25 protein-coding genes are annotated in these 26,114 nt (G+C 68.3%); 10 read left to right on the top strand and 15 right to left on the bottom strand.

The window, feature by feature from the left end; all coding sequences use genetic code 11:
• Positions 1 to 57: 57 nt before the first annotated feature.
• Positions 58 to 438, bottom strand: a complete 381-nt coding sequence (locus E6C76_RS00955) for an Mth938-like domain-containing protein (RefSeq protein WP_136346403.1) — start codon at positions 436 to 438, stop codon at positions 58 to 60.
• A 146-nt stretch (positions 439 to 584) separates the two neighbouring features.
• Between E6C76_RS00955 and E6C76_RS00960 the strand changes: the two genes are divergently transcribed.
• From E6C76_RS00960 to E6C76_RS22540, 5 genes are read left to right on the top strand one after another with little or no spacing between them, the layout of a single operon-like run.
• A complete protein-coding gene (locus E6C76_RS00960) occupies positions 585 to 1,889 on the top strand; it encodes a pyridoxal phosphate-dependent aminotransferase (protein ID WP_136346404.1) in 1,305 nt (434 codons plus the stop codon).
• Positions 1,890 to 1,938: 49 nt separating this feature from the next.
• The gene (locus tag E6C76_RS00965; RefSeq protein ID WP_136346405.1) at positions 1,939 to 3,249 is read left to right on the top strand and encodes a homoserine dehydrogenase; all 1,311 of its coding nucleotides are present in this window, start codon (positions 1,939 to 1,941) and stop codon (positions 3,247 to 3,249) included.
• 13 nt (positions 3,250 to 3,262) lie between these two features.
• Positions 3,263 to 3,724 carry a D-aminoacyl-tRNA deacylase gene (gene dtd / locus E6C76_RS00970; RefSeq protein WP_136346406.1) on the top strand — a complete coding sequence of 154 codons (462 nt, stop codon included), beginning with the start codon at positions 3,263 to 3,265 and terminating at the stop codon, positions 3,722 to 3,724.
• A 37-nt stretch (positions 3,725 to 3,761) separates the two neighbouring features.
• Positions 3,762 to 5,204 (top strand): threonine synthase, encoded by a 1,443-nt coding sequence (thrC, locus tag E6C76_RS00975; protein ID WP_136346407.1) that lies wholly within the window; start codon positions 3,762 to 3,764, stop codon positions 5,202 to 5,204.
• A 40-nt stretch (positions 5,205 to 5,244) separates the two neighbouring features.
• On the top strand, positions 5,245 to 5,379 hold the full coding sequence (locus tag E6C76_RS22540; protein ID WP_269140148.1) for a hypothetical protein: 135 nt from the start codon (positions 5,245 to 5,247) through the stop codon (positions 5,377 to 5,379).
• Positions 5,380 to 5,407: 28 nt separating this feature from the next.
• Here E6C76_RS22540 and nadC read toward each other — a convergent pair whose 3' ends face one another.
• The 7 genes from nadC to E6C76_RS01010 all read right to left on the bottom strand — a co-directional run bounded on the left by nadC (position 5,408) and on the right by E6C76_RS01010 (position 13,738).
• Positions 5,408 to 6,256: a carboxylating nicotinate-nucleotide diphosphorylase gene (nadC, locus tag E6C76_RS00980; protein WP_136346408.1), complete on the bottom strand. Its 849-nt coding sequence runs from the start codon at positions 6,254 to 6,256 to the stop codon at positions 5,408 to 5,410.
• Between the two features lie 136 nt (positions 6,257 to 6,392).
• Positions 6,393 to 7,712 carry a 4-aminobutyrate--2-oxoglutarate transaminase gene (gene gabT / locus E6C76_RS00985; RefSeq protein WP_136346409.1) on the bottom strand — a complete coding sequence of 440 codons (1,320 nt, stop codon included), beginning with the start codon at positions 7,710 to 7,712 and terminating at the stop codon, positions 6,393 to 6,395.
• 83 nt (positions 7,713 to 7,795) lie between these two features.
• Positions 7,796 to 9,256 (bottom strand): NADP-dependent succinate-semialdehyde dehydrogenase, encoded by a 1,461-nt coding sequence (gene gabD / locus E6C76_RS00990; RefSeq protein WP_136346410.1) that lies wholly within the window; start codon positions 9,254 to 9,256, stop codon positions 7,796 to 7,798.
• Between the two features lie 79 nt (positions 9,257 to 9,335).
• Entirely contained in the window at positions 9,336 to 10,163 is an 828-nt protein-coding gene (locus tag E6C76_RS00995) for an ABC transporter permease (RefSeq protein ID WP_136346411.1), read from the bottom strand.
• A 12-nt stretch (positions 10,164 to 10,175) separates the two neighbouring features.
• Positions 10,176 to 11,426, bottom strand: a complete 1,251-nt coding sequence (locus tag E6C76_RS01000) for an ABC transporter permease (protein ID WP_136346412.1) — start codon at positions 11,424 to 11,426, stop codon at positions 10,176 to 10,178.
• Between the two features lie 83 nt (positions 11,427 to 11,509).
• On the bottom strand, positions 11,510 to 12,562 hold the full coding sequence (locus E6C76_RS01005) for an ABC transporter substrate-binding protein (RefSeq protein WP_136346413.1): 1,053 nt from the start codon (positions 12,560 to 12,562) through the stop codon (positions 11,510 to 11,512).
• Positions 12,563 to 12,622: 60 nt separating this feature from the next.
• Positions 12,623 to 13,738, bottom strand: a complete 1,116-nt coding sequence (locus E6C76_RS01010; RefSeq protein ID WP_136346414.1) for an ABC transporter ATP-binding protein — start codon at positions 13,736 to 13,738, stop codon at positions 12,623 to 12,625.
• Between the two features lie 159 nt (positions 13,739 to 13,897).
• Here E6C76_RS01010 and pdxR point away from each other — a divergent pair, with 159 nt between their 5' ends.
• Both pdxR and E6C76_RS01020 read left to right on the top strand, forming a co-directional pair.
• On the top strand, positions 13,898 to 15,397 hold the full coding sequence (gene pdxR, locus E6C76_RS01015; protein ID WP_136346959.1) for a MocR-like pyridoxine biosynthesis transcription factor PdxR: 1,500 nt from the start codon (positions 13,898 to 13,900) through the stop codon (positions 15,395 to 15,397).
• A gap of 114 nt (positions 15,398 to 15,511) precedes the next feature.
• On the top strand, positions 15,512 to 16,381 hold the full coding sequence (locus E6C76_RS01020) for a DMT family transporter (protein ID WP_136346415.1): 870 nt from the start codon (positions 15,512 to 15,514) through the stop codon (positions 16,379 to 16,381).
• 158 nt (positions 16,382 to 16,539) lie between these two features.
• Here E6C76_RS01020 and E6C76_RS01025 read toward each other — a convergent pair whose 3' ends face one another.
• Entirely contained in the window at positions 16,540 to 17,421 is an 882-nt protein-coding gene (locus tag E6C76_RS01025) for a DMT family transporter (RefSeq protein ID WP_136346416.1), read from the bottom strand.
• Between the two features lie 141 nt (positions 17,422 to 17,562).
• Complete coding sequence (locus E6C76_RS01030; protein ID WP_168734199.1) at positions 17,563 to 18,399, bottom strand: EAL domain-containing protein; 837 nt, start codon at positions 18,397 to 18,399, stop codon at positions 17,563 to 17,565.
• Between the two features lie 646 nt (positions 18,400 to 19,045).
• Between E6C76_RS01030 and E6C76_RS01035 the strand changes: the two genes are divergently transcribed.
• From E6C76_RS01035 to E6C76_RS01045, 3 genes are read left to right on the top strand one after another with little or no spacing between them, the layout of a single operon-like run.
• Positions 19,046 to 20,272 (top strand): phosphoadenosine phosphosulfate reductase, encoded by a 1,227-nt coding sequence (locus E6C76_RS01035; protein ID WP_136346418.1) that lies wholly within the window; start codon positions 19,046 to 19,048, stop codon positions 20,270 to 20,272.
• The gene (locus E6C76_RS01040; protein ID WP_211090070.1) at positions 20,269 to 20,814 is read left to right on the top strand and encodes a hypothetical protein; all 546 of its coding nucleotides are present in this window, start codon (positions 20,269 to 20,271) and stop codon (positions 20,812 to 20,814) included. Before E6C76_RS01035 ends, E6C76_RS01040 begins: the two co-directional genes overlap by 4 nt.
• On the top strand, positions 20,699 to 21,334 hold the full coding sequence (locus E6C76_RS01045; protein WP_136346419.1) for an IbrB-like domain-containing protein: 636 nt from the start codon (positions 20,699 to 20,701) through the stop codon (positions 21,332 to 21,334). The genes E6C76_RS01040 and E6C76_RS01045 overlap by 116 nt, the downstream gene beginning before the upstream one ends.
• 79 nt (positions 21,335 to 21,413) lie before the next feature.
• Here E6C76_RS01045 and E6C76_RS01055 read toward each other — a convergent pair whose 3' ends face one another.
• The 5 genes from E6C76_RS01055 to eutL form a co-directional block, all read right to left on the bottom strand.
• Positions 21,414 to 22,721, bottom strand: coding sequence for a haloacid dehalogenase-like hydrolase (locus E6C76_RS01055; RefSeq protein WP_136346420.1), 1,308 nt, complete (start codon positions 22,719 to 22,721; stop codon positions 21,414 to 21,416).
• 57 nt (positions 22,722 to 22,778) lie between these two features.
• The gene (locus E6C76_RS01060; RefSeq protein WP_136346421.1) at positions 22,779 to 23,327 is read right to left on the bottom strand and encodes a BMC domain-containing protein; all 549 of its coding nucleotides are present in this window, start codon (positions 23,325 to 23,327) and stop codon (positions 22,779 to 22,781) included.
• Positions 23,328 to 23,330: 3 nt separating this feature from the next.
• Complete coding sequence (locus tag E6C76_RS01065) at positions 23,331 to 24,659, bottom strand: 4Fe-4S dicluster domain-containing protein (RefSeq protein ID WP_136346422.1); 1,329 nt, start codon at positions 24,657 to 24,659, stop codon at positions 23,331 to 23,333.
• A 47-nt stretch (positions 24,660 to 24,706) separates the two neighbouring features.
• Positions 24,707 to 25,378, bottom strand: a complete 672-nt coding sequence (locus E6C76_RS22730; protein WP_136346423.1) for a BMC domain-containing protein — start codon at positions 25,376 to 25,378, stop codon at positions 24,707 to 24,709.
• Between the two features lie 62 nt (positions 25,379 to 25,440).
• Complete coding sequence (gene eutL / locus E6C76_RS01075; protein ID WP_136346424.1) at positions 25,441 to 26,097, bottom strand: ethanolamine utilization microcompartment protein EutL; 657 nt, start codon at positions 26,095 to 26,097, stop codon at positions 25,441 to 25,443.
• Positions 26,098 to 26,114 lie beyond the last annotated feature (17 nt).

The raw sequence follows: 26,114 nt of genomic DNA on the forward strand, positions 1-26,114 counted from the left end.
TGGGGTCGATGCCCCGAGCGTAGCGGACGAGGGCGGGCGCTGACAATCGTGCTTTGTTTACACGGAAGGGTCGAACAGCAGCGCGGCGACCACCTTGCGCCCTTCTCCGGCGAGGATGTTGTAGGTGCGGCAGGCGGCGGGCAGGTCCATCGCCTCGAAGCCGATGCCGGCCTCGATCAGCGGGCGCAGCAGCGCCGGGGCGGGAAAGCGCTGGCGTGTCCCGGTGCCGATCAGCACCACCTGCGGGGCCAGATCCCGCAATGCGGCGAAGTCCTCGGCACGCAGCCCGGCGAAGCCGCCGGGCGCCCAACCGGCGTGCAGTGCGTCGGGGGTGACGAGCAGGTTGCCGTCGTGGCGCACCTTGTTGATCAGCACGTGGTCGGTGCCGTAACCGGTGATCAGGTTGAGGCCGGCAGGTTGGTCGATGTGCAGCTTCATGGTCTTGTGTGGAGCGGGCTTGAGGGGTGATGCGGGCAAATTGCCGCGCTGCGGCAGCGCGGCTAAGATAGCAATCTTTGCTCCGTCAACACGGAGCAGACGCGAATCCGCCGCGACGAGCGGACGATACGACGAGGACGACGGAAATGAAAGCGGCGAAACCCCTGAACCTGGCTGTGGCACCCACCGAGGCGGTCAAGGCCGAGGCCGCCGCCGCGCCGCGCGTCATCCGCAAGTCCGCCAAGCTCGCCGACGTGTGCTACGACATCCGCGGCCCGGTGCTCACGCGCGCCAAGCAGATGGAGGACGAGGGCCACAAGATCGTCAAGCTGAACATCGGCAACCTGGCCGCGTTCGGCTTCGACGCGCCCGAAGAGATCCAGATGGACATGATCCGCAACCTGCCGAATTCGGCGGGCTATTCGGATTCCAAGGGCATCTTCTCCGCGCGCAAGGCGGTGATGCACTACACCCAGCAGAAGGGCATCAAGGGCGTGGACATCGAGGACATCTACATCGGCAACGGCGTGTCCGAGCTGATCGTGATGGCCATGAACGCGCTGCTCAACCAGGGCGACGAGGTGCTGGTGCCGGCGCCCGACTATCCGCTGTGGACGGCGGCGGTGAGCCTGTCCGGCGGGCGCCCGGTGCACTACCTGTGCGACGAGGCCAGCGGCTGGATGCCGGACATCGCCGACATGCGCGCCAGGATCACGCCCAACACGCGCGCCATCGTGGTGATCAACCCGAACAATCCCACCGGCGCGCTGTACCCGGACGAGGTGCTCAGGGAGATCATCGCCCTGGCCCGCGAGCACGACCTGATCCTGTTCGCCGACGAGGTGTACGACAAGGTGCTGTACGAGGGCGCCACGCACACCTCGATGGCCGCGCTCTCCGAGGACGTGCTCACCATCGTGTTCAACGGCCTGTCGAAGAACTACCGTTCCTGCGGCTACCGCGCCGGCTGGATGGTGGTGTGCGGCGACAAGCGGCGCGCCACGGATTACATCGAGGGCCTCAACATGCTGGCCTCGATGCGCCTGTGCGCCAACGTGCCCGGCCAATACGCCATCCAGACCGCGCTGGGCGGCTACCAGAGCATCGACGACCTGGTGGCCGAGGGCGGGCGCATGCGCCGCCAGCGCGACCTGGCCTGGGAACTGATCTCGGCGATTCCGGGGGTGTCCTGCGTCAAGCCCAAGGCCACGCTGTACATGTTCCCGCGCCTGGACCCGAAGATCTATCCCATCGAGGACGACCAGGCCTTCATCACCGAACTGCTGGAAGAAGAACGCGTGCTGCTGGTGCAGGGCACCGGCTTCAACTGGCCGCATCCGGACCACTTCCGCCTGGTTTTCCTGCCGCACGAGGACGACCTGCGCGATGCCATCGGGCGCATCGCGCGCTTCCTGGAGCATTACCGCAAACGCCACGGCGCCACCGCCTGAGCGGCGCCGCGTTCCACCTTCTTTCAACGACGACACGGAAACACACTGCATGAAACCGATCAACGTAGGCCTGCTCGGCATCGGAACCGTCGGCGGCGGCACCTTCAACGTTCTGAAGCGCAACGAGGAAGAGATTACCCGGCGCGCCGGGCGGCCGATCCGCATCACCACGGTGGCCGACAAGAACCTCGAGCTGGCCCGCTCGGTGACCGGTGGCGCGGTGAAACTGACCGACGACGCCTTCGCGGTGGTCGCCGACCCCGAGATCGACATCGTCGTCGAACTGATCGGCGGCTACGGCGTGGCCAGGGAACTGGTGCTGAAGGCCATCGAAAACGGCAAGCACGTGGTCACCGCCAACAAGGCGCTGCTGGCCGTGCATGGCAACGAGATCTTCGCCGCCGCGCAGAAGAAGGGCGTCATGGTGGCCTTCGAGGCCGCGGTGGCCGGCGGCATCCCCATCATCAAGGCGCTGCGCGAGGGCCTCACCGCCAACCGCATCCAGTGGCTGGCCGGCATCATCAACGGCACCACCAACTTCATCCTGTCCGAGATGCGCGACAAGGGCCTGCCGTTCGCCGAAGTGCTCAAGCAGGCCCAGGCCCTGGGCTATGCCGAGGCCGACCCCACCTTCGACATCGAGGGCGTGGACGCCGCGCACAAGGCCACCATCATGAGCGCCATCGCCTTCGGCATTCCCATGCAGTTCGACAAGGCCCACGTGGAAGGCATCACCAGCCTGGAATCGGCCGACATCACCTACGCCGAACAGCTCGGCTACCGCATCAAGCTGCTGGGCATCGCGCGCCGCCGCGACAACGGCGTGGAACTGCGCGTGCATCCCACGCTGATCCCCGCCAAGCGCCTGATCGCCAACGTGGAAGGCGCGATGAACGCCGTGCTGGTGCAGGGCGATGCCGTGGGCGCCACGCTGTACTACGGCAAGGGCGCCGGCGCCGAACCCACCGCCAGCGCGGTGATCGCCGATCTGGTGGACGTCACCCGCCTGCACACCGCCGATCCGGAACACCGCGTGCCGCACCTGGCCTTCCAGCCCGACCAGGTGCGCGACGTGGCGGTGCTGCCGATCGACGAGGTGGTGACCTCCTACTATCTGCGCCTGCGGGTCGAGGACAAGCCCGGCGTGCTGGCCGACATCACCCGCATTCTGGCCGACAGCGACATCTCCATCGACGCGATGATCCAGAAGGAGCCGGCCGAAGGCGAGACGCAGACCGACATCATCATGCTGACCCACCAGACCGTGGAGAAGAACGCCAATGCCGCCATCGCGCGCATCGAGGCGCTGCCGGTGGTGTGCGGCAAGGTGACCCGCCTGCGCCTGGAAAACCTGCAGTAAGCCGGCGCGGCGCGTGCGGGTGCTGGTGCAGCGCGTGCGCGCCGCGCGGGTCGAGGTCGAGGGCCGGGTCACCGGCGCCATCGGCCCCGGCCTGCTGTTGCTGATCGGCTTCGAAAGTGCCGACGCCCCGGCCGACGCCGAAGACCAGGCGTGGATGGCCGGCAAGCTGCTGCGCCTGCGCCTGTTCGGCGACGAGGCTGGGGTGATGAACCGCAGCGTTACCGACGTGGGCGGGGAACTGCTGGCGGTCAGCCAGTTCACCCTGTTCGCTTCCACCCGCAAGGGCAACCGGCCGTCGTGGAGCCGGGCCGCGCCGCCGGAGGTGGCGGGGCCGCTGTTCGACGGCTTCGTTGCCCGGCTTGCGCAGGAGTTTGGCCGTCCGCTGCCGACCGGGGTGTTCGGCGCCGACATGCGGGTCCATCTGGAAAACGATGGCCCGGTGACCCTGATGATCGATTCGCGGGCGCGCGAGTGAGGCCGCGCCCTTCCTGACCCAGACCAAGGAATCCGCCGTGAAATACCTTTCCACCCGCGGCCATGCCGGCCGGCCCGAATTCTGCGACATCCTGCTCGGCGGCCTGGCGCCGGACGGCGGCCTGTACCTGCCGGAAGCCTACCCGCAGATCAGCCGCGCCGAACTGGATGCCTGGCGCAAGCTCTCCTACGCTGGACTGGCCTTCGAGATTCTCTCCCGCTTCATCACCGACATTCCGCCCGCCGACCTCGAGGCGATCTGCGACAAGACCTACACCGCCCAGGTGTACCGCCACGCGCGTCCCGGCGACGACGCGGCCGAGATCACCCCGGTGCATTGGCTGGAAGAAGGCAAGCTGGGCCTGCTGGAACTGTCCAATGGCCCCACGCTGGCCTTCAAGGACATGGCCATGCAGCTGCTCGGCAACCTGTTCGAGTACGTGCTGGCCCGGCGCGGCGAATCCATCAACATCCTCGGCGCCACCTCGGGCGACACCGGCTCGGCGGCCGAGTACGCCATGCGCGGCAAGCGCGGCGTGCGCGTGTTCATGCTCTCGCCGCACGGCAAGATGAGCGCCTTCCAGCGCGCGCAGATGTATTCGCTGCAGGATGAAAACATCTTCAACATCGCCGTCACCGGCATGTTCGACGATGCCCAGGACATCGTGAAGGCGGTGTCCAACGACGCCGCGTTCAAGGCCGCGCACAAGATCGGCGCGGTGAACTCGATCAACTGGGCGCGCGTGGCTGCGCAGGTGGTGTACTACTTCAAGGGCTATTTCGCCGCCACCGAATCCAACGACCAGCAGGTGGCGTTCTGCGTGCCCTCGGGCAACTTCGGCAACATCTGCGCCGGCCACATCGCGCGCATGATGGGCCTGCCGGTGGCCAAACTGATCCTCGCCACCAACGAGAACGACGTGCTCGACGAGTTCTTCCGTACCGGCGTGTACCGCCCGCGCAAGACCAGCGAGACGCGCGTGACCTCCAGCCCGTCGATGGACATCTCCAAGGCCTCCAACTTCGAGCGCTTCGTGTTCGATCTGGTCGGCCGCGACCCGGCCAGGGTGGCCGCGCTGTGGGCCGAGGTGGATGCCGGACGCGCCTTCGATCTGTCGGTCTCGGCGGAATTCGCCGCCATCGACCGGTTCGGTTTCGTCTCCGGGGCGAGCACGCACGCCGACCGCCTGGCGACCATCCGCAAGGTCTTTGAGCGGTACGGCGTGACCATCGACCCCCACACCGCCGACGGCGTCAAGGTGGCCTGGGAGCGCGCCGCCGAGGTGCCGGCCGGCGTGCCGTTGGTGGTGCTGGAAACCGCGCTGCCGGTGAAGTTCGCCGAAACCATCCGCGAGGCGCTGGGGCGCGAGCCGGAACGCCCGGCGGACTTCGACGGCATCGAGGCGCTGCCGCAGCGCGTCGAGGTGATGGCGCCCGACGTCGAGGCGGTCAAGCGTTTCATCGTCGAGCATCTGGATTGAGGCGCGGCCGCCGTACCCCATCCCGCCGGGAGAACGGACCATGCTGTTCAAGCTGACCGTGTTCGGGCTGATCCTGCTGGCCATCGGCGTGCTGTCGACGCGCGGCTACCGCGCCGCACTGCGCGCGCACGAGCACGCCCGCGAGCGGGCGGGCGAAGAAGCTTCCAGGGAGTGACGGGCGCGCCGGCCAGGCGCGCCCCGTCTCATTCCTCGATATGCCGCAGCGACAGATCGAGGGCGTGCACGTCCTTGGTCAGGCTGCCGATGGAGATGCGGTCCACGCCGGTTTCGGCGATGGCGCGCACACGCTCCAGGTTCACCCCGCCGGAGGCTTCCAGTTCGGCGCGCCCGGCGTTGATGCCCACCGCCTCGCGCATGTCTTCCAGGCTCATGTTGTCGAGCAGCACCATGGCGACGCCGGCGTCGAGCGCCTCGCGCAGCTGCGCCAGGGTTTCCACCTCGACCTCGATGAACACGTTGGACGGCGCGATGGCACGCGCCTGCTCGACCACCTGGCGGATGCCGCCGGCGGCGATGATGTGGTTTTCCTTGATCAGGATGCCGTCGTACAGGCCGATGCGGTGATTGGTGCCGCCGCCCGTGGCCACCGCGTATTTCTGCGCCAGGCGCAGGCCGGGCAGGGTCTTGCGGGTATCGACGATCTTCGCGTTGGTGCCGGCCACCGCGTCGACGAAGCGGCGTGTCACCGTGGCGGTGCCGGAAAGCAACTGCAGGAAATTCAGCGCGGTGCGCTCGGCGGTGAGCAGGGTGCGTGCATCGGCATCGATGTCGCACAGCGGCTGGCCGGCTTCCACGCGCTCGCCGTCGCGCACGTGCCAGAGCACGGAGGCAACCGGGCTGAGCGCGGCGAAGGTGGCGTCGAACCATGCGGTGCCGCACACCACCGCGTCTTCGCGGGTGACTACCCGGCCGCGCGCCTGGGTGGCGGCGGGAATCAGCTGGGCGGTGAGGTCGCCGGTGCCGACGTCCTCGGCGAGCGAGGCGGCCACGGTGCGCTGGATTTCGATGCGGAGCTGTGCGGTGAGGGTCATGTCGGTGCCGGGATGCGCTTGAATCGGCGATTCTAGCGCGGATGCACGCGGGCGGGAGGCCGCGGACACCGCCGGGCATCGTCCGGCACCGAAACCCCGGACGGACCGTACGCCAGTCCGTCCGGGTGAGGAACGCTCAGTGCCGCGCGGCGATCACCGAATCGATGGCGGCGGCGAGGATGTCCAGGCCCTCGTCGAGCACCGTCTGCTCGATGGTCAGCGGAATCATCAGGCGCAGCACGTTGCCGTAGCTGCCGCAGGACAGCAGCAGCAGGCCGCGCCGGAAGGCCTCGGCGATGACCGCCCTGGCGATGTCGGCGGCCGGCCGCGCGGGGTCGTCGTCGTGGAGGAATTCCAGTGCCACCATCGCGCCCAGGCCGCGCACGTCGCCGATCACGGGATGGCGCGCAGCGATCGAGCGCAGGCGCGCCTGCATGTGCTCGCCCAGCCGGGCGGCGCGCTGGCACAGGTCTTCCTCGGCCACCACGTCGAGCACGGCCAGCGCCGCCGCGCACGCCATCGGGCTGCCGGCATAGGTGCCGCCGAGACCGCCGGGGGCGAGGCCGTCCATGACGTCGGCGCGGCCGACGATCGCCGCCACCGGGAAGCCGCCGCCCAGGCCCTTGGCCAGCGTGACCAGGTCGGGCACCACGTCGTAGTGCTCCATGGCGAACAGCTTGCCGGTGCGCCCGATGCCGGTCTGCACCTCGTCGGCGATCAGCAGGATGCCGTGGCGGTCGGCCAGCGCGCGCAGGCCGCGCAGGAATTCCGCCGGGGCCGGGTAGTAGCCGCCTTCGCCCTGCACCGGCTCGACGATGAAGGCGGCGACGCGCTCGGGCTCGATGTCGTGCTTGAACAGCAGTTCGATGCCGTGCAGCGCGTCGTCGACGCTGATGCCGTGCAGCGCGCAGGGGAAGGGCGCGTGGTGGATCTCGGCGGGGAAGGGACCGACGCCGCGCTTGTAGGGATCGACCTTGCCGGTCAGCCCCAAGGTCAGCAGGGTGCGGCCATGGAAGCCGCCGTTGAAGGCGATCACGCCGGGCCGGCCGGTGAATGCGCGGGCGATCTTGATGGCGTTCTCGACCGCCTCCGCGCCGCTGTTGACCAGCATGCTCTTCTTCGGCGCGTCGCCCGGGGCCAGCGCGTTGAGGCGCTCGCACAGGCGCAGGTAGCTGTCGTAGGCGACGACCTGGAAGCAGGTGTGGGTGAATTCGGGGATCTGCGCCTGCGCCGCGGCGATGACGCGCGGATGGGCATGGCCGGTGTTCACCACCGCGATGCCGGCGACGAAATCGATGTAGCGGCGGCCTTCGACGTCCCAGATTTCTGCGTTGCGCGCGCGCGTGGCGAACAGCTGGTGGGCTTGGCCGACGCCGCGCGGCAGTGCGGCGGCGCGCCGCGCGAGCAGCGCGGCGTTGGTCTGGTCGGTATCGGGGGGCAGGGTATTGGCGTTCATGGGGTGCTCCGGAGACGACGGATGGAAGAGACCTGGCGAAGCCCGGTCCGAAAAAGGAAATGGGTAGCGCTGACGGGTGGCCGCTACTGCACGCCGCCCATGCACAGGTACTTGATTTCGAGGTAGTCCTCGATGCCGTACTTGGAGCCTTCGCGGCCCAGGCCGGAGGCCTTCATGCCGCCGAACGGCGCCACCTCGGTGGAGATCAGCCCGGTGTTGATGCCGACGATGCCGTATTCCAGCGCCGCCGAAACGCGCCACACGCGGTTCATGCCGGCGGCGAAGAAGTAGGCCGCCAGGCCGAATTCGGTGTCGTTGGCCATGCGGATCGCCTCGGCCTCGTCGCGGAAGCGGAACAGTGGCGCCAGCGGGCCGAAGGTTTCCTCGCGCGCCACCTTCATGTCCGGGGTGACGTCGGCGAGGATGGTCGGCTCGAAGAAGCTGCCGCCCAGCGCGTGGCGCTTGCCGCCGGCCACCAGGCGCGCGCCCTTGGCGAGCGCGTCGGCGATGTGTTCCTCGACCTTGTCCACCGCGCGTCCGTCGATCAGCGGGCCCTGCGTGACGCCCGGCTCCAGGCCGTTGCCGACCTTGAGCTGGGCGACCGCGGCGGCGAGTTTTTCGGCGAAGGCGTCATACACGCCGTCCTGCACCAGCAGGCGGTTGGCGCACACGCAGGTCTGGCCGGTGTTGCGGTACTTGGAGGCCAGCGCGCCTTCCACGGCGGCGTCCAGGTCGGCGTCGTCGAAGACGATGAAGGGCGCGTTGCCGCCCAGTTCCAGCGACAGTTTCTTGATGGTCGGCGCGCATTGCGCCATCAGCTTGACGCCGACCTCGGTGGAGCCGGTGAAGCTGAGCTTGCGCACGATGGGGTTTTCGGTGAGTTCGGCGCCGATCTCGGCCGACGAGCCGGTGACCACGCTGAACACGCCCGCCGGCACGCCGGCCTGTTCCGCCAGCGCGGCCAGCGCCAGCGCGGAGTAGGGGGTCTGGGTGGCCGGCTTGAGCACCATGGTGCAGCCGGCGGCCAGCGCCGGGCCGGCCTTGCGGGTGATCATCGCCAGCGGAAAATTCCACGGCGTGATCGCCGCGCACACGCCGATGGGTTCCTTGGTGACGACGATGCGCTTGTCGCCCTGGTGGCCGGGGATCACGTCGCCGTAGATGCGCTTGCCTTCCTCGGCGAACCATTCGATGAAGGAGGCCGCGTAGGCGACCTCGCCGCGCGCCTCGGCGAGCGGCTTGCCCTGTTCCAGGGTCATCAGCAGGGCGAGGTCTTCCTGGTTGGCCAGGATCAGTTCGAACCACTTGCGCAGGATGCGTGCACGCGCGCCGGCGGTCAGCGCCCGCCACGCCGGCCAGGCGGCGTTGGCGGCGTCGATGGCGCGGCGGGTTTCGGCGCGGCCGAGTCTGGGCACGCTGCCGAGGGGGCTGCCGTCGGCGGGGTTGTGGACGGTCAGTACGGTGCCGTCGTCGGCGTCGCACCAGATGCCGGCGACGTAGCACTGCTGACGGAACAGGTGGGGGTTGGCAAGGCTTGGGCTCATGAAGGCTCCTGGTATGCGGCGGTGCGCCGGGACGGCGCACCGTGGTCGATTGTTCGGGGAGGCGTCCGTGGGCTGCGGCTCAGCCGGGCGAGACGCCGCGCAGGCGCTCGTTGCGCCGCCGCAGCCATTCCAGCGTCAGCAGCATCAGCGTGGACATCAGCACGAGGATGGTGGCCGCCGCCGCGATGGTCGGGCTGATGTTCTCGCGGATGCCGGAGAACATCTGGCGCGGCAGGGTGGCCTGCTCCGGGCTGGCGAGGAACAGCGTCACCACCACCTCGTCGAAGGAGATGGCGAAGGCGAACAGCCCGCCGGAGATCACCCCCGGCGCCACCTGCGGCAGGGTGACGCGGAAGAAGGTGGTCAGCGGCCCGGCGCCCAGGCTGCCGGCGGCGCGCACCAGGTTGAAGTCGAAGCCCTGCAGCGTGGCGGTGACGGTGGTGACCACGAAGGGCACGCCGAGCACCGCGTGGGCCAGCACCAGCCCGGTATAGGTGCCGGTCAGGCCGAAGGGCGCGAAGGCCATGTACAGGGCCACCGCGACGATCACCACCGGCACCACCATCGGCGAGATCAGGATGGCGGTGAGCAGCGCCTTGCCGGGAAAGCGCGCGCGCACCAGGCCGATCGCCGCCATGGTGCCGAGCACCATCGCCAGCAGGGTGGCCAGCGGCGAGATGATCAGGCTGTTGGCGAGCGAGCGGCGCCAGGCCGGCGAGGTGAAGAAGTCCTCGTACCAGCGCAGCGAGAAGCCCGACATCGGGTACATCAGGAAGCTGTCGGCGTTGAACGACAGCGGGATGATGACCAGGATGGGCAGGATCAGGAACAGCAGGATCAGGCCGACCAGCACGCGCAGGCCCACGTACCAGGCACGTTCCAGCGGAGAGGCATAGGGTTGCAGCATGAGCTTCCTCCGTCAGCGCGCGTCGGTGTTCGGCGTGCCGAGATAGCGCACGTAGAAGCCGTAGAGCACCAGGGTGGCGGCCAGCAGCACCACCGACAGCGCGGAGGCCATGCCCCAGTTCACCGTCTGGTTGGTGTAGAAGGCGATGAAGTAGCTGATCATCTGGTCGTTGGGGCCGCCCAGCAGCGCCGGGGTGATGTAGTAGCCCATGCACAGGATGAACACCAGCAGCGCGCCGGCGCCGATGCCCGGCAGGGTGAGCGGGAAATACACCCGCCAGAAGCTGCGCAGCGGCGGGCAGCCCAGCGACACGGCGGCGCGCAGGTAGGCCGGCGGGATGCCCTTCATCACCGAATACAGCGGCAGCACCATGAAGGGCAGCAGGATGTGCACCATCGCCACATACACGCCGAAGCGGTTGAACAGCATCTGGACCGGCGCCTCGGTGACGCCGGTCCACATCAGCAACTGGTTGATCAGGCCTTCGTTCTGCAGCAGCACGATCCACGCCGCCACGCGCACCAGCACCGAGGTCCAGAACGGCAGCAGCACCAGGATCATCAGCAGGTTGGCGTGGCGCGCCGGCAGGGTGGCCATCAGGTAGGCGAGCGGGAAACCGAGCAGCAGGCAGACTGCCGTCACCACGATGCTCATGACGAAGGTGCGCTTGAGCACGTCGAGATACACCGCTTCCTCGGGCGGAGAGGCGACGATGTTGCCGTCGGCGTCCACCGTGCGGTCCACCGCCGACAGCAGGTAGAAGCCGGTGAATGCGCCGCCGGCGTTGCGCAGCAGGTGCCAGGTCTGCGTTTCGCCCCAGCGCGCGTCGAGCTGGATCAGTCCTTCGCGGGCGGGTGTGCCCTCGGGCAGCGGCAGTCCGCGCGCGGTGCGCATCACCAGGGTGCGCGTGCCCGGCTGCTCGCGGTTGAGGCGCTTGGCGATGTTGGCGACCGCCGGGGTGCCGGCGGCCTGCGTCAGTTCGTGCGCCAGGCTGGCGAAGGTGGCGTCGTCCGGCAGGGCGTCGCCGGACCAGTCTTCCAGCAGGGCCAGGGTCTGCGGCAGATTGCCATGCACTTCGGGGTTGTCGATGCTCTTGCCCAGCAGCGAGGCGATCGGCACGATGAAGCTGGCCAGCACGAAGAAGGCCAGCGGCCCGATGAGGGCGGCGAACAGCAGGTTCCTGCGCCGCTCCGCGTGGCGCAGGCGCCGCTTCAGGGCGCGCGGCGCGATGGGGGCGTCGGCGGTTTCGCAAAGCGCGGTCATGGCGTGTCTTCCGGATGGTCCGCGACGGCGCACGGCGGTGCATGCGCCATCGCGGGACGGATGGGGACGGGGGAAGCGGCCGGTCAGCGCAGCGCCCAGGCGTTGAAGCGCTGCTCCAGATCCTCGCCGTACTCCACCCAGAACTCGGTGTCGGTGGCGAACGCGCCTTGCAGGTTGGCCGGCGCGGTGGGCAGGTCCGCCGCCAGTTCCGCCGGCATGCCGCCGACCGCGTCCTTGTGGGTCGGGCCGTAGGCGATTTCCTCGGCCATCACGCGCTGGCCCTCGGGCCGGCTGGCGAAGGCGATGAAGCGGTAGGCCTCGTCGCGCTGCCTGGTGCCGACCGGGATGGCCCAGTAGTCGAGATCGTAGATGCTGCCGTTCCACACGATCCTGAGGTTGCGCCCTTCCTTGCGCGCGGCGGCGATGCGGCCGTTGTAGGCCGAGCTCATCACCAGATCGCCGGCGGCGAGCAGCTGCGGCGGCTGGGCGCCGGCCTCCCACCAGACGATGTGCGGCTTGAGTTCGTCGAGCTTGGCGAAGGCGCGGCTCACGCCCGCCGGGGTGGCGAGCGTCTCGTAGACCTTCTCCGGCGGCACGCCGTCGGCGAGCAGGGCGAATTCCAGGGTGTACTTGGCGCCCTTGCGCAGGCCGCGCTTACCGGGGATCTTGTTCACGTCCCAGAAGTCGGTCCAGCCCCTGGGGGCTTCCTTGAGGCGGTCGGCGTCGTAGGCGATGGCGGTCGACCAGACGAAGATGCCGATGCCGCAGGGCGTGACGGCCTCGGGCAGGAAGTCCTCGGTCTTGCCGATGCGGCTGTAGTCGAGTTTTTCGAACAGTCCTTCGTCGCAGCCGCGCACCAGTTCGGGGGATTCCATTTCCACCACGTCCCAGGTGACGTTGCCGGCCTGCACCATGGCGCTCACCCGCGCCAGTTCGCCGTTGTATTCGCCGGCGATCACCCTGCTGCCGGTGCTGGCGGTGTAGGGCTGGTAGAAGGCCTTGTCCTGTGCGGCCTGGTTGGCCCCACCGAAGGAAATCACGGTGACGTCGGCGTGCGCGATGCCGCCCAGGCCGAGGCAGGCCAGCGAGGCGGCGAGGGCACTGCGCAGCAGGGTGCGGGAGAGACGGGCGTTCATGTAAACCTCCTGGTGTGGGTGGTGCGGCAATGGAACGGGGAAGGTGGCGCGCCGCCGCCGTCAGGCGGCCAGCGCCAGCAGGTGCTCGGGGGCGAGCGCCAGGTCGACGTGCTCGCCGGCGGCCGGACAGCGGTCCAGGCGCGAGATCGGCGTCTTCATGGTGAAGTTGTCGCAGCCGGCCACCTGCATGCGCAGCCGCACGTGGTCGCCGAGATAGATGTGTTCGAGCACGGTGGCGCGCAGCAGGTTGTCGCGCGGGGCGCGCTCCCGCGCCAGCCGGACCCGCTCCGGGCGGATCGACACCAGCGTGTCGCTGCCGGGGCCGCCGGCATCGCCGGCGCTCACGGCGATGCGGTTGCCGTCGGGCAGCAGCACCGAGACGATGTCGCCGGTGCGGCTGTCGATACGGCCGGACAGGGCATTGTTCTCGCCGATGAAGCTGGCCACGAAGGCATTGGCCGGTTTTTCATAGAGGACTTCCGGCACGTCGATCTGCTGGATCACCCCGTGGTTGAACACCGCGATGCGGTCCGACATGGTGAGCGCCTCGCCCTGGTCGTGGGTGACGAACACGAAGGTGATGCCCAGGGTCTGGTGGATGTGCTTGATCTCCAGCTGCATGTGCTCGCGCAGCTGCTTGTCCAGCGCGCCGAGCGGCTCGTCCATCAGCACCAGCTGCGGCTCGAACACCAGCGCCCGGGCCAGCGCCACGCGCTGCTGCTGCCCGCCGGAGAGTTGCGCGGGACGGCGGTTCTCGAAACCGCCCAGTTGCACCATCTCCAGCGCGCGCTTGACCTTGGCGTCGATTTCGGCGGCGGAGAATTTTCGTACGGACAGCGGAAAACGCAGGTTTTCCCGCACGGTCATGTTGGGAAACAGCGCGTAGTTCTGGAACACCATGCCGATGTTGCGCTTGTGCGGCGGCAGGCGGTTGATGACACAGTCGCCCAGGCGGATCTCGCCGGCGGTGGGGGTCTCGAAACCGGCCAGCATCATCAGGCAGGTGGTCTTGCCCGAGCCGGAGGGGCCCAGCAGGGTGATGAATTCACCGCGGCGGATGTCCAGATCGAGATTGCGCACGATCAGGTTTTCGCCATCGTAGGTCTTCTGCACGCCACGGAAGCTGACGTGGGCGGGTGGCGTCTCCTGCGCCGCTTGTCGTGTCTCGGTCGCCATGGGTTGTCTCCAAGGGTGAAGGCTGCTGGTCATCGCCACGCGCCTGGCATCACGCGGCTGGAATCAAGCGTTGATGCATCCTAGGCAAAAAATCGGATTTGATATGAACCAATTTTGCTAAACTTGGTGGGGCCAATTTTCTTGCTCCGCAGCAAAAGCGTGTCCAACCAGCTCGCCCGTGAAATCATCCAGCAGGCCTTCCGCGCCCAGCCCGGCGGCGCCGGCCAGCGCCTGCGGCTGTATTTGTGCGTGCGCCAGGCGATCCTCGAACAGCGCCTCGAATCCGGCACGGTTCTCCCGCCCACGCGCGTGCTGGCCGCCGATCTCGGCCTGGGGCGCAACACCGTGGTGCGTGCCTACGATCTGCTGGTGGCCGAGGGCTATCTGGACAGCGTGGTCGGCTCGGGCACCTTCGTTTCCGACAAGATCCGCGACACCCTGACGCCGCCGCATCCGCGCCGCATGATCGGCACGCGGCGCGAGGGCCTGTCGCGGCGCGGCAACCGCATCGCGGCCAATGCGTCGAGCAGCCGGGTGCAGGCCGGCGCGTTCATCCCCGGCTTTCCCGACGTCGCGCATTTCCCGTTCGCCACCTGGCGCCGTCTGGTGGCCAAGCACCTGCGCCACGAGCAGCGCCATCTGGCGCAGTACGGCTACGGGGGATACGGGCCGCTCAAGGCGGTGCTGGCCGATTACCTGCGGGTGACCCGCATGATGTCGTGTTCGCCGCGCCAGATCATGATCGTCAACGGCTCCCACCAGGCCCTCGACCTGTGCGCCCGCCTGCTGTGCGACGCGGGCGATACCGTATGGATGGAAGACCCCGGCTACTGGGGGGCGCGCAACGTACTCTCGGCCTCCGACCTGACGGTGGCGCCGATCCGCGTGGATGCCGATGGCCTGGCGCCCACCGACGACGAATGGAACGGGCCGCCGCCGCGCATGGTGTTCGTCTCGCCGTCCAGCCAGTACCCCACCGGCGCGATGCTGCCGCTGGAGCGCCGCCTGCGCCTGCTCGACTACGCGGAGAAGAACCGCATCTGGATCATCGAGGACGACTACGACAACGAAATCTGCAACCACTCGCGCCCGGTGGCCTCGCTGTTCGGCCTGTCCACGGCGCAGCGCGTGGTGTATATCGGCACCTTCAGCAAGGTGCTGTATCCGGGTCTGCGGCTGGCCTACCTGGTAGTGCCGGAAGACCTGGTCGAAGCGTTCTCCATCGGCAATGCCGAGCTGTACCGCGAGGGGCGCATGCTGGAACAGGCGGCGCTCGCCGAGTTCATCGAGGCCGGCCATTTCACCGGCCACATCCGCCGCATGCGCGGCATCTACCAGGAGCGCCGCGACTATCTGCGCAACTTCCTCGAAGCGCGCCTGGGCGGGCTGATCGACACCCCCGACGTGCTCACCGGCCTGCACCTGCCGGTACGCTTCGTGCCGCCGCTCGACGATGCCACGCTGGCCTCGCAGGCCCTGCTCAACGGCGTGGTCTTCCGCCCGCTGTCGATGTACGCCATCCATCCCGACAACCACCTGTGCGGCATGAACCTGGGCTTTGCCGCCGTCCCGGTGGACAAGATGGACGCACCGGCCGGCACCCTGGTCCGTCTGGTCGAGGAAGCCCTGAAAAGCGAGGACGGCCGGGCGAGAAGATAGGCGCAGGTACCCCCGTCGTGCGCCGTCCCGATAGTCGATCTGCTATCGTGCGGCGTTGCCGGCGCGGGGCCGCCCGCGTTCCGTCGGTAACGCGTTTCCGGAATCTCCCGCCCTGTGAAGCCCCGCGATTTTCTCGATCTGTTCCTGCTCGCCGCCCTGTGGGGCGCCGCCTTCCTGTTCATCCGCGTGGCGGTGCCGGCGTTCGGCCCCTTTGCGCTGATCGAGCTGCGCGTCGGGCTGGCCGCGCTGGTGCTGCTGCCCTTTCTGGCGATGGCGGGCGGGCTGGCCGAGCTGTGGCGGCGGGCGGGCGTGCTGATCGTGCTGGGGCTGGGCAGTTCTGCGCTGCCTTTCGTGCTGTACGCCTACGCCACGCTCACGGTGACCGCCGGCTTCGCGTCCGTGGTCAATGCCACCACGCCGTTGTTCACCGCGCTGGTGGCCTGGCTGTGGCTGCGCGACCGGCTGCGCCGCGGCGCGCTGCTGGGGCTGTGCGTCGGCGTGTTCGGGGTGGGCGTGCTGGTGTGGGACAAGCTGGCGCTGACCGGCCTGGGGAGCGCGCCGGCGATCCTGGCCTGCCTGGGCGCCGCCTTGAGCTACGGGGTTTCGGCGAGTTTCACCAAACGCTATCTGGCCGGCGTCGCGCCGCTGGTCGCGGCCACCGGCAGCCAGTTCTACGCCGCGCTGATCCTTGCGCCGCTGGCGGTGGCCTACTGGCCGGCGGAGCCGCCGCCGCCGGGTTCCTGGGTCGCGGCCGTGCTGTTGGCGGTGTTCTCCACCGGGGCGGCCTTCGTGTTGTTCTTCCGCCTGGTGGAGCGCGTGGGGCCGCAGCGCGCGGTCACCGTCACCTTGTTGATCCCCATTTTCGGCATGCTGTGGGGCGCGCTGTTCATCGGCGAACGCATCACCCTGCCGATGCTGGCCGGCAGCGCGGTGATCCTGCTCGGTACCGCGCTGGCGACCGGCGTGCTGCGGCCGCGACCCTAGTGTCGCGACACCCATCGAATGTCACAGGCTGTGCGCCGCCATCGGATCGCAGCGCAAGGCGCAGGCCGCTGCCCAGACTGGACGTCTGGGCAAGGGCTGCAACGCGGCGATGCGATTCGAGGGCAAGCACGGACCGGCATTTGGTGGGTGTCGCGACACTAGCCGGTGCGCCCGGCACGGCGGGCGTGCAGGGCGATCAATGCGCCGGCGGCGCCGATCACCAGGATGCCGGTCAAGGCCAGGCCGTCCGGAAAATCGCCGAACACCAGCCAGCCGACCAGCGCCGCCCAGGCCAGCTGCACGTACAGGATGGGGGTCAGCGTGGAAGCCGGCGCGTCGCGGAAGGCGCGCGTGAGCAGGAAATGGCCCGCGCCGCCGTACACCCCGAGCGAACAGATCAGCAGCGCATCGAAGGCGGTGGGCAGCGGCCCGGCCCAGATCCACGGCAGCAGCACGCTCATGCCGGCGGTCCCGACCAGCGCGGTGTAGAACACCATGGTCACCGGATGCTCGGTGGCGGTGAGCTGGCGGGTCATGATCTGGTAGCTGGCATAGCTGACCGCGCCGCCCAGTGCGAGCAGCACGCCGTCGACGACCAGCCCGCTGCCCGGGCGGGCGATCATCAGCACGCCGGCAAAGCCGATCAGCACGGCGGTCCAGCGCACCGCGCCGATCTGTTCACCGAGGATGGGGCGGGCCATCAGCGTGACCAGCAGCGGGGCGGCGAACAGCAGCGCGGTGGTCTCCGCCAGCGGCATGCGCGCGAGGGCGGCCATGCTGAAGAAAGTGACCGCGAGCAGGCAGAACGCGCGCAGTACCTGGCGCACCGGCCGGCCGGTGGAAACCAGCCGGCCGCGCATCGACGGGCCGAGCAGCACCACCATCAGCACCAGATGCACGGCGTAGCGCGCCCACACCAGCATGGGCACCGGGTAGGTTTGCGCAAGATGCTTGGCGGTGGCGTCGAGCAGCACGAACAGGAACAGCGCGCCGAGCAGCAGCACGATGCTGCGCAGGACGGCGGAGGGGGAGACGGACATGGGGGCGGAAGGAGAGGGTGGCCGGTTCTGCCGGACGAATGCATGGATATGGTAATCCAGGCCGCCATGGAGAACGCGGCATTTCGCCATCCGCCCCGGCGATGGCGGCCGGCCGGGCACGGAAGACCCTGCATGGCGTCTTCATGATGCCTTTTCCGCGCCAGGGGCTTCGGCAGGATGGAGACGGCGGGCGCGCAGGCGCACCGGGGTTGCCAGCCAGCCGGGCTGCATCTCGGGCGCAGCGATGAAGAAGCCCTGGACGGCGGTGGCGCCCGCGCCGACGGCCCGCCGCAGCAGTCCCTCGCTGTCGATGCCTTCCACCACCACGCAGGGGCTCAGGCGTGTGCCCAGGCCGACCATGGCGGCCAGCAGCTCTGTGTTCTCGCCGGCTTGTCCGGGAGCGGGCGCGAGAATGCTGCGATCGATCTTGATCACCTCCGGCCGGCAGTCGCGCACGAAGGCCAGCGCCGTCCGTCCGCTGCCCAGATCGTCGATGGCCACCCTGCAGGCCAGCCGCCGGAGGGCGGCGATGATCGACAGGGCTTCGTCTGGATCCTGCAGGGCCGCGGTTTCGGTGATCTCCAGCGTCAACCGCCTGGCCACCGAGCCGTTGCGCCGCAGGCGTGCGAGGATCGCCCGCCATCCCAATTCCAGGCGCAGGCTGAGGGACGACAGGTTGCAGCCCAGGCGGACCCCGGGATGCGCTTCCAGCAGGTCGATGACGGTGTTGAGCACGAGCCGGTCGTACCAGACGATGCAGCCCAGCCGCTCCATGGCCAGCATGGTCTCGCCGCAGGGCAGCCACTGGCCGCCACCGTATTGGCGGGTCAGCGCCTCGTGATAGAGCACCTCTCCGCCGCGCCCGGCGACCGCCTGCACGGGCTGAAACGCCAACCCGACCGAGCCGCGCGCAAGCGCCAGGAGAAAGGCGCCGACGGCGGCGCCATCGCGCCGCTGCGGCCCGATGGCGTCTTTCATCAGCCTCCACGCCGAACCGGCGCTTCCTGGTACGTGCATGCTTCCTCCAATGGATCCACGAAAGAGCGACGTACGGCCATTGGCAGCGCGAGTCCGGCTCACTAGAATCTGCAAGTAAACAATGGTGATGATGCGATCGGTTCTTTTGCGACGAGAAGCCGCAACGACGGAATTCATTTCACCGCATGGCGAAGATGAGATACGGTCCTGAATCACTCATCATCGAACACGCTTATAAGTATCCAGCGCAAAGGCATGAGCATGAATGCGGTACGCTGGACTTATAAATTCCCTTGCTTTTTCCGTAAATTTGCCGATGCACTCCGCAGTGCGCCGGCGGGGTTGTCCGGGTAATGCGAATAACATATGAAAAACCATTGCCTTCAATGGCGATTCTGCGTGATCGGATTGCGCGGTCCGGTTTGTGATGTGACACGATGAATACTCTTTTGCATTGAATCGGCTTCGGTGCGATTCGGGATTGCAATCTCATTCGTATTGATTTGGATCAATATGTGCTTCATTCGAACCGACGATATTCAAAAACCCATTGGAAGTTAATCAAATGGCTTCCGCTCGGGCCGTTGCACGAGTCATTGCGCCGACCAATTCCCTTCTCCAGGAACATCAAGAAACAGGCCGCACCATGACGGGCAAGTCCTATCGAAATGTCGATGTCTACGAGGCCGCCAAGGCCCGCATCCGGCTGGTCTTCACGCATTTCGAGCGTGTGTGCGTGGCCTTTTCCGGTGGCAAGGACAGTTCCGTCACGCTGCATCTGGCACTGGAGGTCGCGCGCGAGATGGGCCGCGCTCCGGTGCATGCGCTGTTCATCGACCTGGAGGGGCAGTACCGCGCGACCATCGCCCACGTTGCCGAGATGTTCGGGCGCGAGGACGTGCGGCCGTGGTGGATCTGCCTGCCGCTCAACCTGCGCAACGCCTCCAGCCTGCAGGAACCCTACTGGTGCGCCTGGGAGCCGGGGCGCGAGGCGGACTGGATCCGGCCGATGCCGGCCCATCCGTCGGTGATCAGCGACCAAGGGTTCTTCCCTTTCTACCGCTATCGCATGGAGTTCGAGGAGTTCGTGCCCGCCTTCAACGAATGGCTGGCGCAGGACGTGCCCACGGCCTTCCTGGTGGGCATCCGCTCCGACGAATCGCTCAACCGCTACCTGGCGGTGAAGCGCCGGGCGCGGGTGAAGAAGTGCGCCTGGACGCCGCCCGGCGCCGATGCGGCGGTGCCGTGGAGCGCTCGCGACCTGGCCGGCGGCCGGGCGGTGACCTTCTTCCCGATCTACGACTGGAAGTTCGCCGATCTGTGGCGCTACACCGCCGAGCACGGCCATGCCTACAACCGGCTGTACGACCACATGCACCTGGCGGGGGTGCCGTTTTCGCAGATGCGCATCTGCCAGCCCTACGGCGACGACCAGCGCAAGGGCCTGGATCTGTTCCACCGGCTGGAGCCGGAAACCTGGTTCCGCGTCGTCCGGCGCGTGGCCGGCGCCAACTATGCGGCGCGCTACTGCCGCCAGCGCCTGCTCGGCTATCGCGGCGGGCTGGGCCTGCCGCCCACCTTCAGCACCTGGCGGCAGTACAGCCGGTTCCTGCTGCAGAGCATGCCCCCGCCACTGCGCATGGTCTATGCGCGGCGTATCGAGCGCTTCATCCACTGGTGGGCGCAGCACGACTATCCGCTGGCGGACTGGCCGGACGCCGGCGTGCCGGCGCTGGAAAACCGCAAGGCGCAGCCGTCCTGGCGGCGCGTGGCGCTGTCGCTGCTCAAGCAGGACATGGCGCGTTCGCTGTCGTTCGGCTTCGCGCGGCGCGACATCGACACGCTGGCGCTGGCCGAGGAGAGGGGATCGTGATCCGCCCGGAACATTGCGAATTCGTCCAACTGCGCTCGGCCGACGACGAGGCCGCGTTCTTCGCCCAGATGGGGCGCTTCTTCGCCAGCGCCACGGTGCGGCGCGAATGCGGCGGCTATCCGCTCAACGACGGGCCGCGCTACCGCTGGTTCATCGTGCGCCTCAAGGGCCAGGCGCGGGTGCTGGGCTTCATCAGCATCGAGCAGCAAGCGGACGTGGTGCGCATCCGCGAAGGCTATGTGCGCGCCGAGGCGCGCGGGCTCGGCCTGTTCCGCGCGCTGCGCGGCCAGGTGCTGGACTACGTCGACGGCCTGGGCCTGGACTGCACGATGCGGATGCCGGAGGCGTGCGCGCGCTTCCTGGCGCCCCATGGATTTCAGGTACGGAGCACCCGGGGACGCTGGGTGACCTTGGTGAGGAATGTGCATGCCGGAAGTCACGAAGCTGACGGAACGGGCAGAGGCCCTGTTCCGCGAGTTGGATCGCCTGCCGCTGGAGCAGCGGGTGGAGGCCATCAACCGGATACGCCAGTGCCTGCATGAGCACAGCCCGTTCGCCGGCGAGCCGGTGGATTGCGTGCAGTGGGTGCGGGGCGACCAGGTCGAGGGCAACGACTACAACCCCAACACCGTCGCGCCGCCGGAGATGAGGCTGCTGGCGCTGTCCATCGAGGCGGACGGCTTCACCCAGCCGATCGTCGCGCACCAGGCGGGGAAGGACCGCTTCGTGATCGTCGATGGCTTCCACCGGCAGCGCGTGGGCAAGAAGCCCGGCCGCATCCAGCAACGGCTGCACGGCTATCTGCCGGTGGTGGCCATCCGCGCCGCGCGCGAAAGCGAGGCGGACCGCATCGCCGCCACCATCCGCCACAATCGCGCGCGCGGCGTGCATGGCGTGTTGCCGATGACCGACGTCGTCGTCACCCTGCTGCAGGCGGGCTGGCGTGAAGCCGAGGTGGCCCGCGAACTGGGCATGGACGACGACGAGGTGCTGCGCTTCAAGCAGGTGTCGGGGCTGCCCGAGTTGTTCCGCGACCACGTGTATTCATGGTCCTGGGATTGAAGCCCGCCGGAATGAAAAAACACCCGGCGCAGCGGATGTGCGCTGCGCCGGGGGTGTGGCGGAAGGCCTTTCCGCCCGCTTACTTCAGGGTACTGGCCGTGGTGCTGCCCAGCTTATAGGCCTGCTGCGAGGGGATCAGCACCCCCTTGTTGTCGTCACGCCCCTGCAGCAGGTACTTGGCGTCCGGCTTGCCGTAACTGTCCACCGCAAGCTTGGACATCTTGCCGATGTCGTTGCCGCGCAGGCGGTTGATGATGAGCACGTACCGGGTGTCGGCGAAGTCCTGCATCATGTTCTGGTCGCCTTCGCTGTCGCCGGCGATGAACAGCGGCCCGTAGCCGTACCTGGGCACCAGGAACTGCTTGATCGTCTCGGTCTTGCCCGGCCCCTGGGTCTGCGCGTAGCCCTTGCGGAACTGCGTCTGGATCACGCCCCTGGCGTCGCGCTCGAGTTCCATCGCATAGACGTTGTCGACCGCGTTGGCGTAGCCGAACTCGGGGTTCGACGACACTTCGCGGATCACGTCGCGGAAGGAGGCCGAGCACACATAGACGTCGAATCCGCTGGCGCGCAGTTTCTGGTAGAGATCCTGCATTTCCGGCACCGGCCGCAGGCCGTTCTTCCACGAGATGCTGACCACGCCCGCCTTGCCCGGCAGCGCTGCGGGGCTGGTCCACTTGACCGCCTCGACCGGCTGGGTCTGCTGCCAGCGGAAGGTTTCCGCCGCCAGCGCGCGCACGTCCTGCTCGGTCATGCCGGTGAAGTGGTAGGTGATCCACGGGTAGGAGACGGCATGGTCGAAGGTGTTGCCGATGGCTTCGTAGAGGAAGCGCATCTTGACGATGAAGTCCTGGTACTGCGGGCTCTGCCTGATCTGCGCGAGCGGCTGCCTGCCCTGGAAGCCCTGGTAGTTGTCGTACAGCCAGGTGTAGCTGGAGACGATGTCCTGGGCGATCTTGTCGATGTTGATGGCCTGCCCGGCATCGTTGCGGCTGTCCGCGTCGAAGTCGGTGGTCGGAATGTCCTTGCGGATCGCCTTGTCCAGTTGCGCGGGCGTCATGGCGAAGCGCAGGTTTTGCAGTTGATGGATCAGCAGGGCTTCCTCGATGTCGAGGAAGATCGAGGTGTTGTCCCAGTCGAACACCACGTAGGGCGGCTTGTTGGCGTCGTAGCCCGGGCTGGTCTTGCCGTGGGTGGCGATCATCTTGTCGAGCTGGGCGCGGTTGAAGGTGTCCCAGTTGCCCGTTTCCAGCGTCAATGGCGCCTGCTGCACCACGCTCTGCGCGGCGTGCGGCGACGGTGCCTGCGAGGCGGTCTGGCACCCTGCGATCAAGGTGATGGACAGCAGCGCGGCGGCGACGGCGGACAGTCTGAAAGTCGATTGCATCATCTCTCCCCTTTTTACGGACTGCGAAAACGAAGAAAACGTGCTGCCGGGCCCGCGTTACAGCAAGGCATCGACCAGTTGCGGGTGCGGTCTCGGCAGCACGGTGTATTGCACCAACAGGCCCTTCGCGGCGGCCAGATCGGCGCCGGTCCTGACTGCGGCGGTGACGTCGGCGACGTCGCCGTTGAGCACGTAGTAGCACTTGCCGCCGATGCCGAAGGCCAGGTGCGTGCGGATCGGCACGACGCTGGCGGCCTTGACGGCCGCGTCGGCGGATTCGATACAGGCGCCCACGCTGTAGGTCTCCACCACGCCCACCGCCTGCACCTTGTCGATCGGCGTCACGCCGCTGATCGACGGCAGGATGGAGGCGTGGATGTTGGGGATGGTGAATTGGTCCACCAGCGTGTGCTCGGCCGCCTCGGTGCCGACCTCGACCGCCCGGTGGGTGGCGGCGACGTCACCGCCGACCATCACGATGTATTTCCCCGGGCAGATGGTCTTGGCCACCAGCAGGGTGACCTCGGCCGCTTTCAGCATCGCGTCGCCGGCCTCGATGCCCTTGGCGATGCTGTTCAGTTCGATCAATCCGATGGCGTGCAACACGGCTTACGCCCTCCTGATGACGATGGCGTCTTCGCCGATCGATTCGACCACGCCGTCGATGCTGGCATGGACCGGCACGCCCAGCGCGTTGGCCGGCATGTCGGCGATGCGCTGCCCGCAGCGCACCGCATCGCCGACGCCGATACAGGGCTGCGCCGGGGCGCCGATGTGCTGGCGCAGGCGGATCCACACCCGCTCCGGCGCATGCACCGCGTCCGACCACGGCGCCTTGACGTTGAAGCGCGTCAGCCCCAGGCGCGCCACCAGCCGGCCCACCGGCAGCAGCCGTCCTTCGATCATCGGGTCGGCCTTGCGCAGTTCGCCCTGGTAGCGCGCGCCTTCCTTGCGGAACTGCGCCTTGAGTTCCTGGTTGATGCGCATCGGCGAGATGTCCACCGGGCAGGCGTAGGCTTCGCAGATGCCGCATTCCGAACAGGTCAGCGCCGACAGCAGCACCGAGGGCTGGGCCACGTGGTTGTAGTTCACCGAGCGCACGATCAGGTGCGGCGGCAGTTCGTGGCCGATCAGGTGGCGCGGGCACAGTTCGGTGCACAGCAGGCACTGTTCGCACACCGTGCGCGCCATGCTGATGACGCTGCGCAGGTCGGCGCGGCGGCGGCGGATCAGCAGGTGGTCGGCGGGCAGCGCGATCAGCCCGCCGGTGGTCTTGGTCACCGGCGCGTCGAGCGATTCGAGCAGGCCGCCCATCATCGGGCCGCCGTCGATGAAGGCCGCGTCGGCGGCCGGGATGCTCAGCCCGCCGGCGAGTTCCAGCGCCTCGCGCAGGGGCGTGCCCAGCGGCAGGGTGAGGGTGAGCGGCTGCCTGACCGCGCCGGTCACGGTGAGGCAGCGCTGGGTCACCGGCTGGTCGCGGTCCACCGCGCGCGCCACGTTGATCAGCGTCTGCACGTTGTTGACCACCACGCCGATGTTCAGCGGAATGCCGCCCGGCGGCACGCGCCGGCCGGTGGCCATCCAGATGGTGATGACCTCGTCGCCGGCGGGATACACGTCCTGCAGGATGTGGATGCGCATGTCCGCGCGCAGCAGCGGGGTGATCGCGGCGATGGCTTCGGCGTACTTGGCCTTCAGCGCGACGATGCCCTCGCGCGCGCCGGTGGCCTGCATCGCCAGCGCCAGCCCGCGCACCAGTTCGTCGGCGTGGCGCGCGGCAAGCTGCTGGTCCACCTTGAGCAGCGGTTCGCATTCGGCGCCGTTGACCAGCACGATCTCGGCCCGGGCGCCCAGCTTGACGTGGGTCGGGAAGCCGGCGCCGCCCGAGCCGACCACGCCGGCCTCATACACTTTGCGGACGATGTCCTGGGTTTCCATGGCGTTCGGCCTCGGCTGCGTTCAATCCCGCATGTTTCCGTGCGCGCTCACGCGCCGGGGATGCGGTAGCGGGCGCCCGCCTTGCGCAGGCGGCCGCCGGCCACCAGCGCCTCCAGCCGTGCCTTGTCGAGCGCCGCGCCGAAGCGCGTCTTCAGTTCGGTCAGCGTACGGCCGCGCGGCGCGGCGGCGATGAAGGCCAGCAGGTCTTCGTCGCCGGGTGCGGCGTGGTGTGGGGTCTCACCGCCCGCCACCGGGGAGGGGGCCGGCTGAACGGCGGGCGATGAGGGAGGTACAGCGCTGGCCGCGGCGGCGGCGGGCGGGTCGTCTCTTGTCGGGGTCGGGGGCGCGCCGGACGCGCCTGGGGTCGGGGTGCCGGGCGTCTTGCGCGCCACGGGCCTGGCGGCTTGCTTCTTGCCGGGCTTCTTGTCTTCTTTCGAGCGGCCGACCAGATCCACCACCATCCACTCGGTGTCGGCATCGGGCCGGCCGATTTCCAGGCGGCTGACCACTTCGCCCAGGCGCGCCGCGGCGGCCTTGCCGGCATCGACGGCGGCGCGGCAGGCGGACAGGTCGCCTTCGACCACCAGGGTGATGAAGCGCGGGTCCACCTGATGCTGGCGGATCAGCCGGACGTCGGCCGCCTTGGCCATGGCGTCGGCGGCCTCGATGGCCGCGACCAGGCCGCGGACTTCCAGAAAACCCAGTGCGTCGATCTTCATGACGAAACCTTCCCGCGTGAATCGGAGGGAAACATGGCGGCACCCATCTGTCCGGCGTCCGCTCAGTAGCGGATGTTGTTGCGCCCGACTTCCAGCACCGCCTCGCCGAAGGCGCCGCAGGCTGCCTTGCACGCCGCCTGGCTGCCGGTCAGGAAGGCGCCGGCGTAGTTGGTTTCGGACGGCGGCGCGATGTAGGTGGCCAGCGTCACGTCGGCGGCCTTGATCGCCGCGTCCAGGCCGTACAGGGCTTCCAGCGGCGGCGCGATCAGGTAGGCGATGGAGTCGCCGAGCGGAATCTTGGCCTGCGCCGACAGGTAGCTGCCGGTGCGCGACACCAGATGCGCTAGGAAGGCGGCGGTGTGCGCGTCGTCGGCCCAGCGGAAGGCCGGGCCGTTCTCGATGGTGGCGACCATCGCGTCCAGTCCGGCCTTGACCTCGGCCGGCGTCGGGCCGCCGAGCACGATGATGACCTCGCCCGCGGTGGGCGACGAACTGTGCGCCGCGCCGGCATACAGCGAACGCCCGTAGATGACTTCCACCTGCGCCTGCTTGGTGGCCTCGTCGGCGGCGATGTAGGTCACGTCGTCCGAGTCGGCGGTGAGCAGGCCGATGCTGTTCATGTGCGCCGGCAGGCCCAGTTGTTCCTTGAAGTCCTTCGCCACCGAGGCGATCAGGCGAACCGCCTTGACGCTGGGCTGGATGGGATCGAATGCGGCCATGACTGTGCTCTCCACGA

The organism is Pseudothauera nasutitermitis (assembly GCF_004801295.1).
GTDB classification, from domain to species: Bacteria; Pseudomonadota; Gammaproteobacteria; order Burkholderiales; family Rhodocyclaceae; genus Pseudothauera; species Pseudothauera nasutitermitis.

Coding starts and splice junctions, on each gene's coding strand:
- E6C76_RS00955 (WP_136346403.1), bottom strand. CDS start 438: ATGAAGCTGCACATCGACCAACCTGCCGGCCTCAACCTGATCACCGGT.
- E6C76_RS00960 (WP_136346404.1), top strand. CDS start 585: ATGAAAGCGGCGAAACCCCTGAACCTGGCTGTGGCACCCACCGAGGCG.
- E6C76_RS00965 (WP_136346405.1), top strand. CDS start 1,939: ATGAAACCGATCAACGTAGGCCTGCTCGGCATCGGAACCGTCGGCGGC.
- E6C76_RS22540 (WP_269140148.1), top strand. CDS start 5,245: ATGCTGTTCAAGCTGACCGTGTTCGGGCTGATCCTGCTGGCCATCGGC.
- nadC (WP_136346408.1), bottom strand. CDS start 6,256: ATGACCCTCACCGCACAGCTCCGCATCGAAATCCAGCGCACCGTGGCC.
- gabT (WP_136346409.1), bottom strand. CDS start 7,712: ATGAACGCCAATACCCTGCCCCCCGATACCGACCAGACCAACGCCGCG.
- gabD (WP_136346410.1), bottom strand. CDS start 9,256: ATGAGCCCAAGCCTTGCCAACCCCCACCTGTTCCGTCAGCAGTGCTAC.
- E6C76_RS00995 (WP_136346411.1), bottom strand. CDS start 10,163: ATGCTGCAACCCTATGCCTCTCCGCTGGAACGTGCCTGGTACGTGGGC.
- E6C76_RS01000 (WP_136346412.1), bottom strand. CDS start 11,426: ATGACCGCGCTTTGCGAAACCGCCGACGCCCCCATCGCGCCGCGCGCC.
- E6C76_RS01005 (WP_136346413.1), bottom strand. CDS start 12,562: ATGAACGCCCGTCTCTCCCGCACCCTGCTGCGCAGTGCCCTCGCCGCC.
- E6C76_RS01010 (WP_136346414.1), bottom strand. CDS start 13,738: ATGGCGACCGAGACACGACAAGCGGCGCAGGAGACGCCACCCGCCCAC.
- E6C76_RS01025 (WP_136346416.1), bottom strand. CDS start 17,421: ATGTCCGTCTCCCCCTCCGCCGTCCTGCGCAGCATCGTGCTGCTGCTC.
- E6C76_RS01030 (WP_168734199.1), bottom strand. CDS start 18,399: ATGAAAGACGCCATCGGGCCGCAGCGGCGCGATGGCGCCGCCGTCGGC.
- E6C76_RS01035 (WP_136346418.1), top strand. CDS start 19,046: ATGACGGGCAAGTCCTATCGAAATGTCGATGTCTACGAGGCCGCCAAG.
- E6C76_RS01045 (WP_136346419.1), top strand. CDS start 20,699: ATGCCGGAAGTCACGAAGCTGACGGAACGGGCAGAGGCCCTGTTCCGC.
- E6C76_RS01055 (WP_136346420.1), bottom strand. CDS start 22,721: ATGCAATCGACTTTCAGACTGTCCGCCGTCGCCGCCGCGCTGCTGTCC.
- E6C76_RS01065 (WP_136346422.1), bottom strand. CDS start 24,659: ATGGAAACCCAGGACATCGTCCGCAAAGTGTATGAGGCCGGCGTGGTC.
- E6C76_RS22730 (WP_136346423.1), bottom strand. CDS start 25,378: ATGAAGATCGACGCACTGGGTTTTCTGGAAGTCCGCGGCCTGGTCGCG.
- eutL (WP_136346424.1), bottom strand. CDS start 26,097: ATGGCCGCATTCGATCCCATCCAGCCCAGCGTCAAGGCGGTTCGCCTG.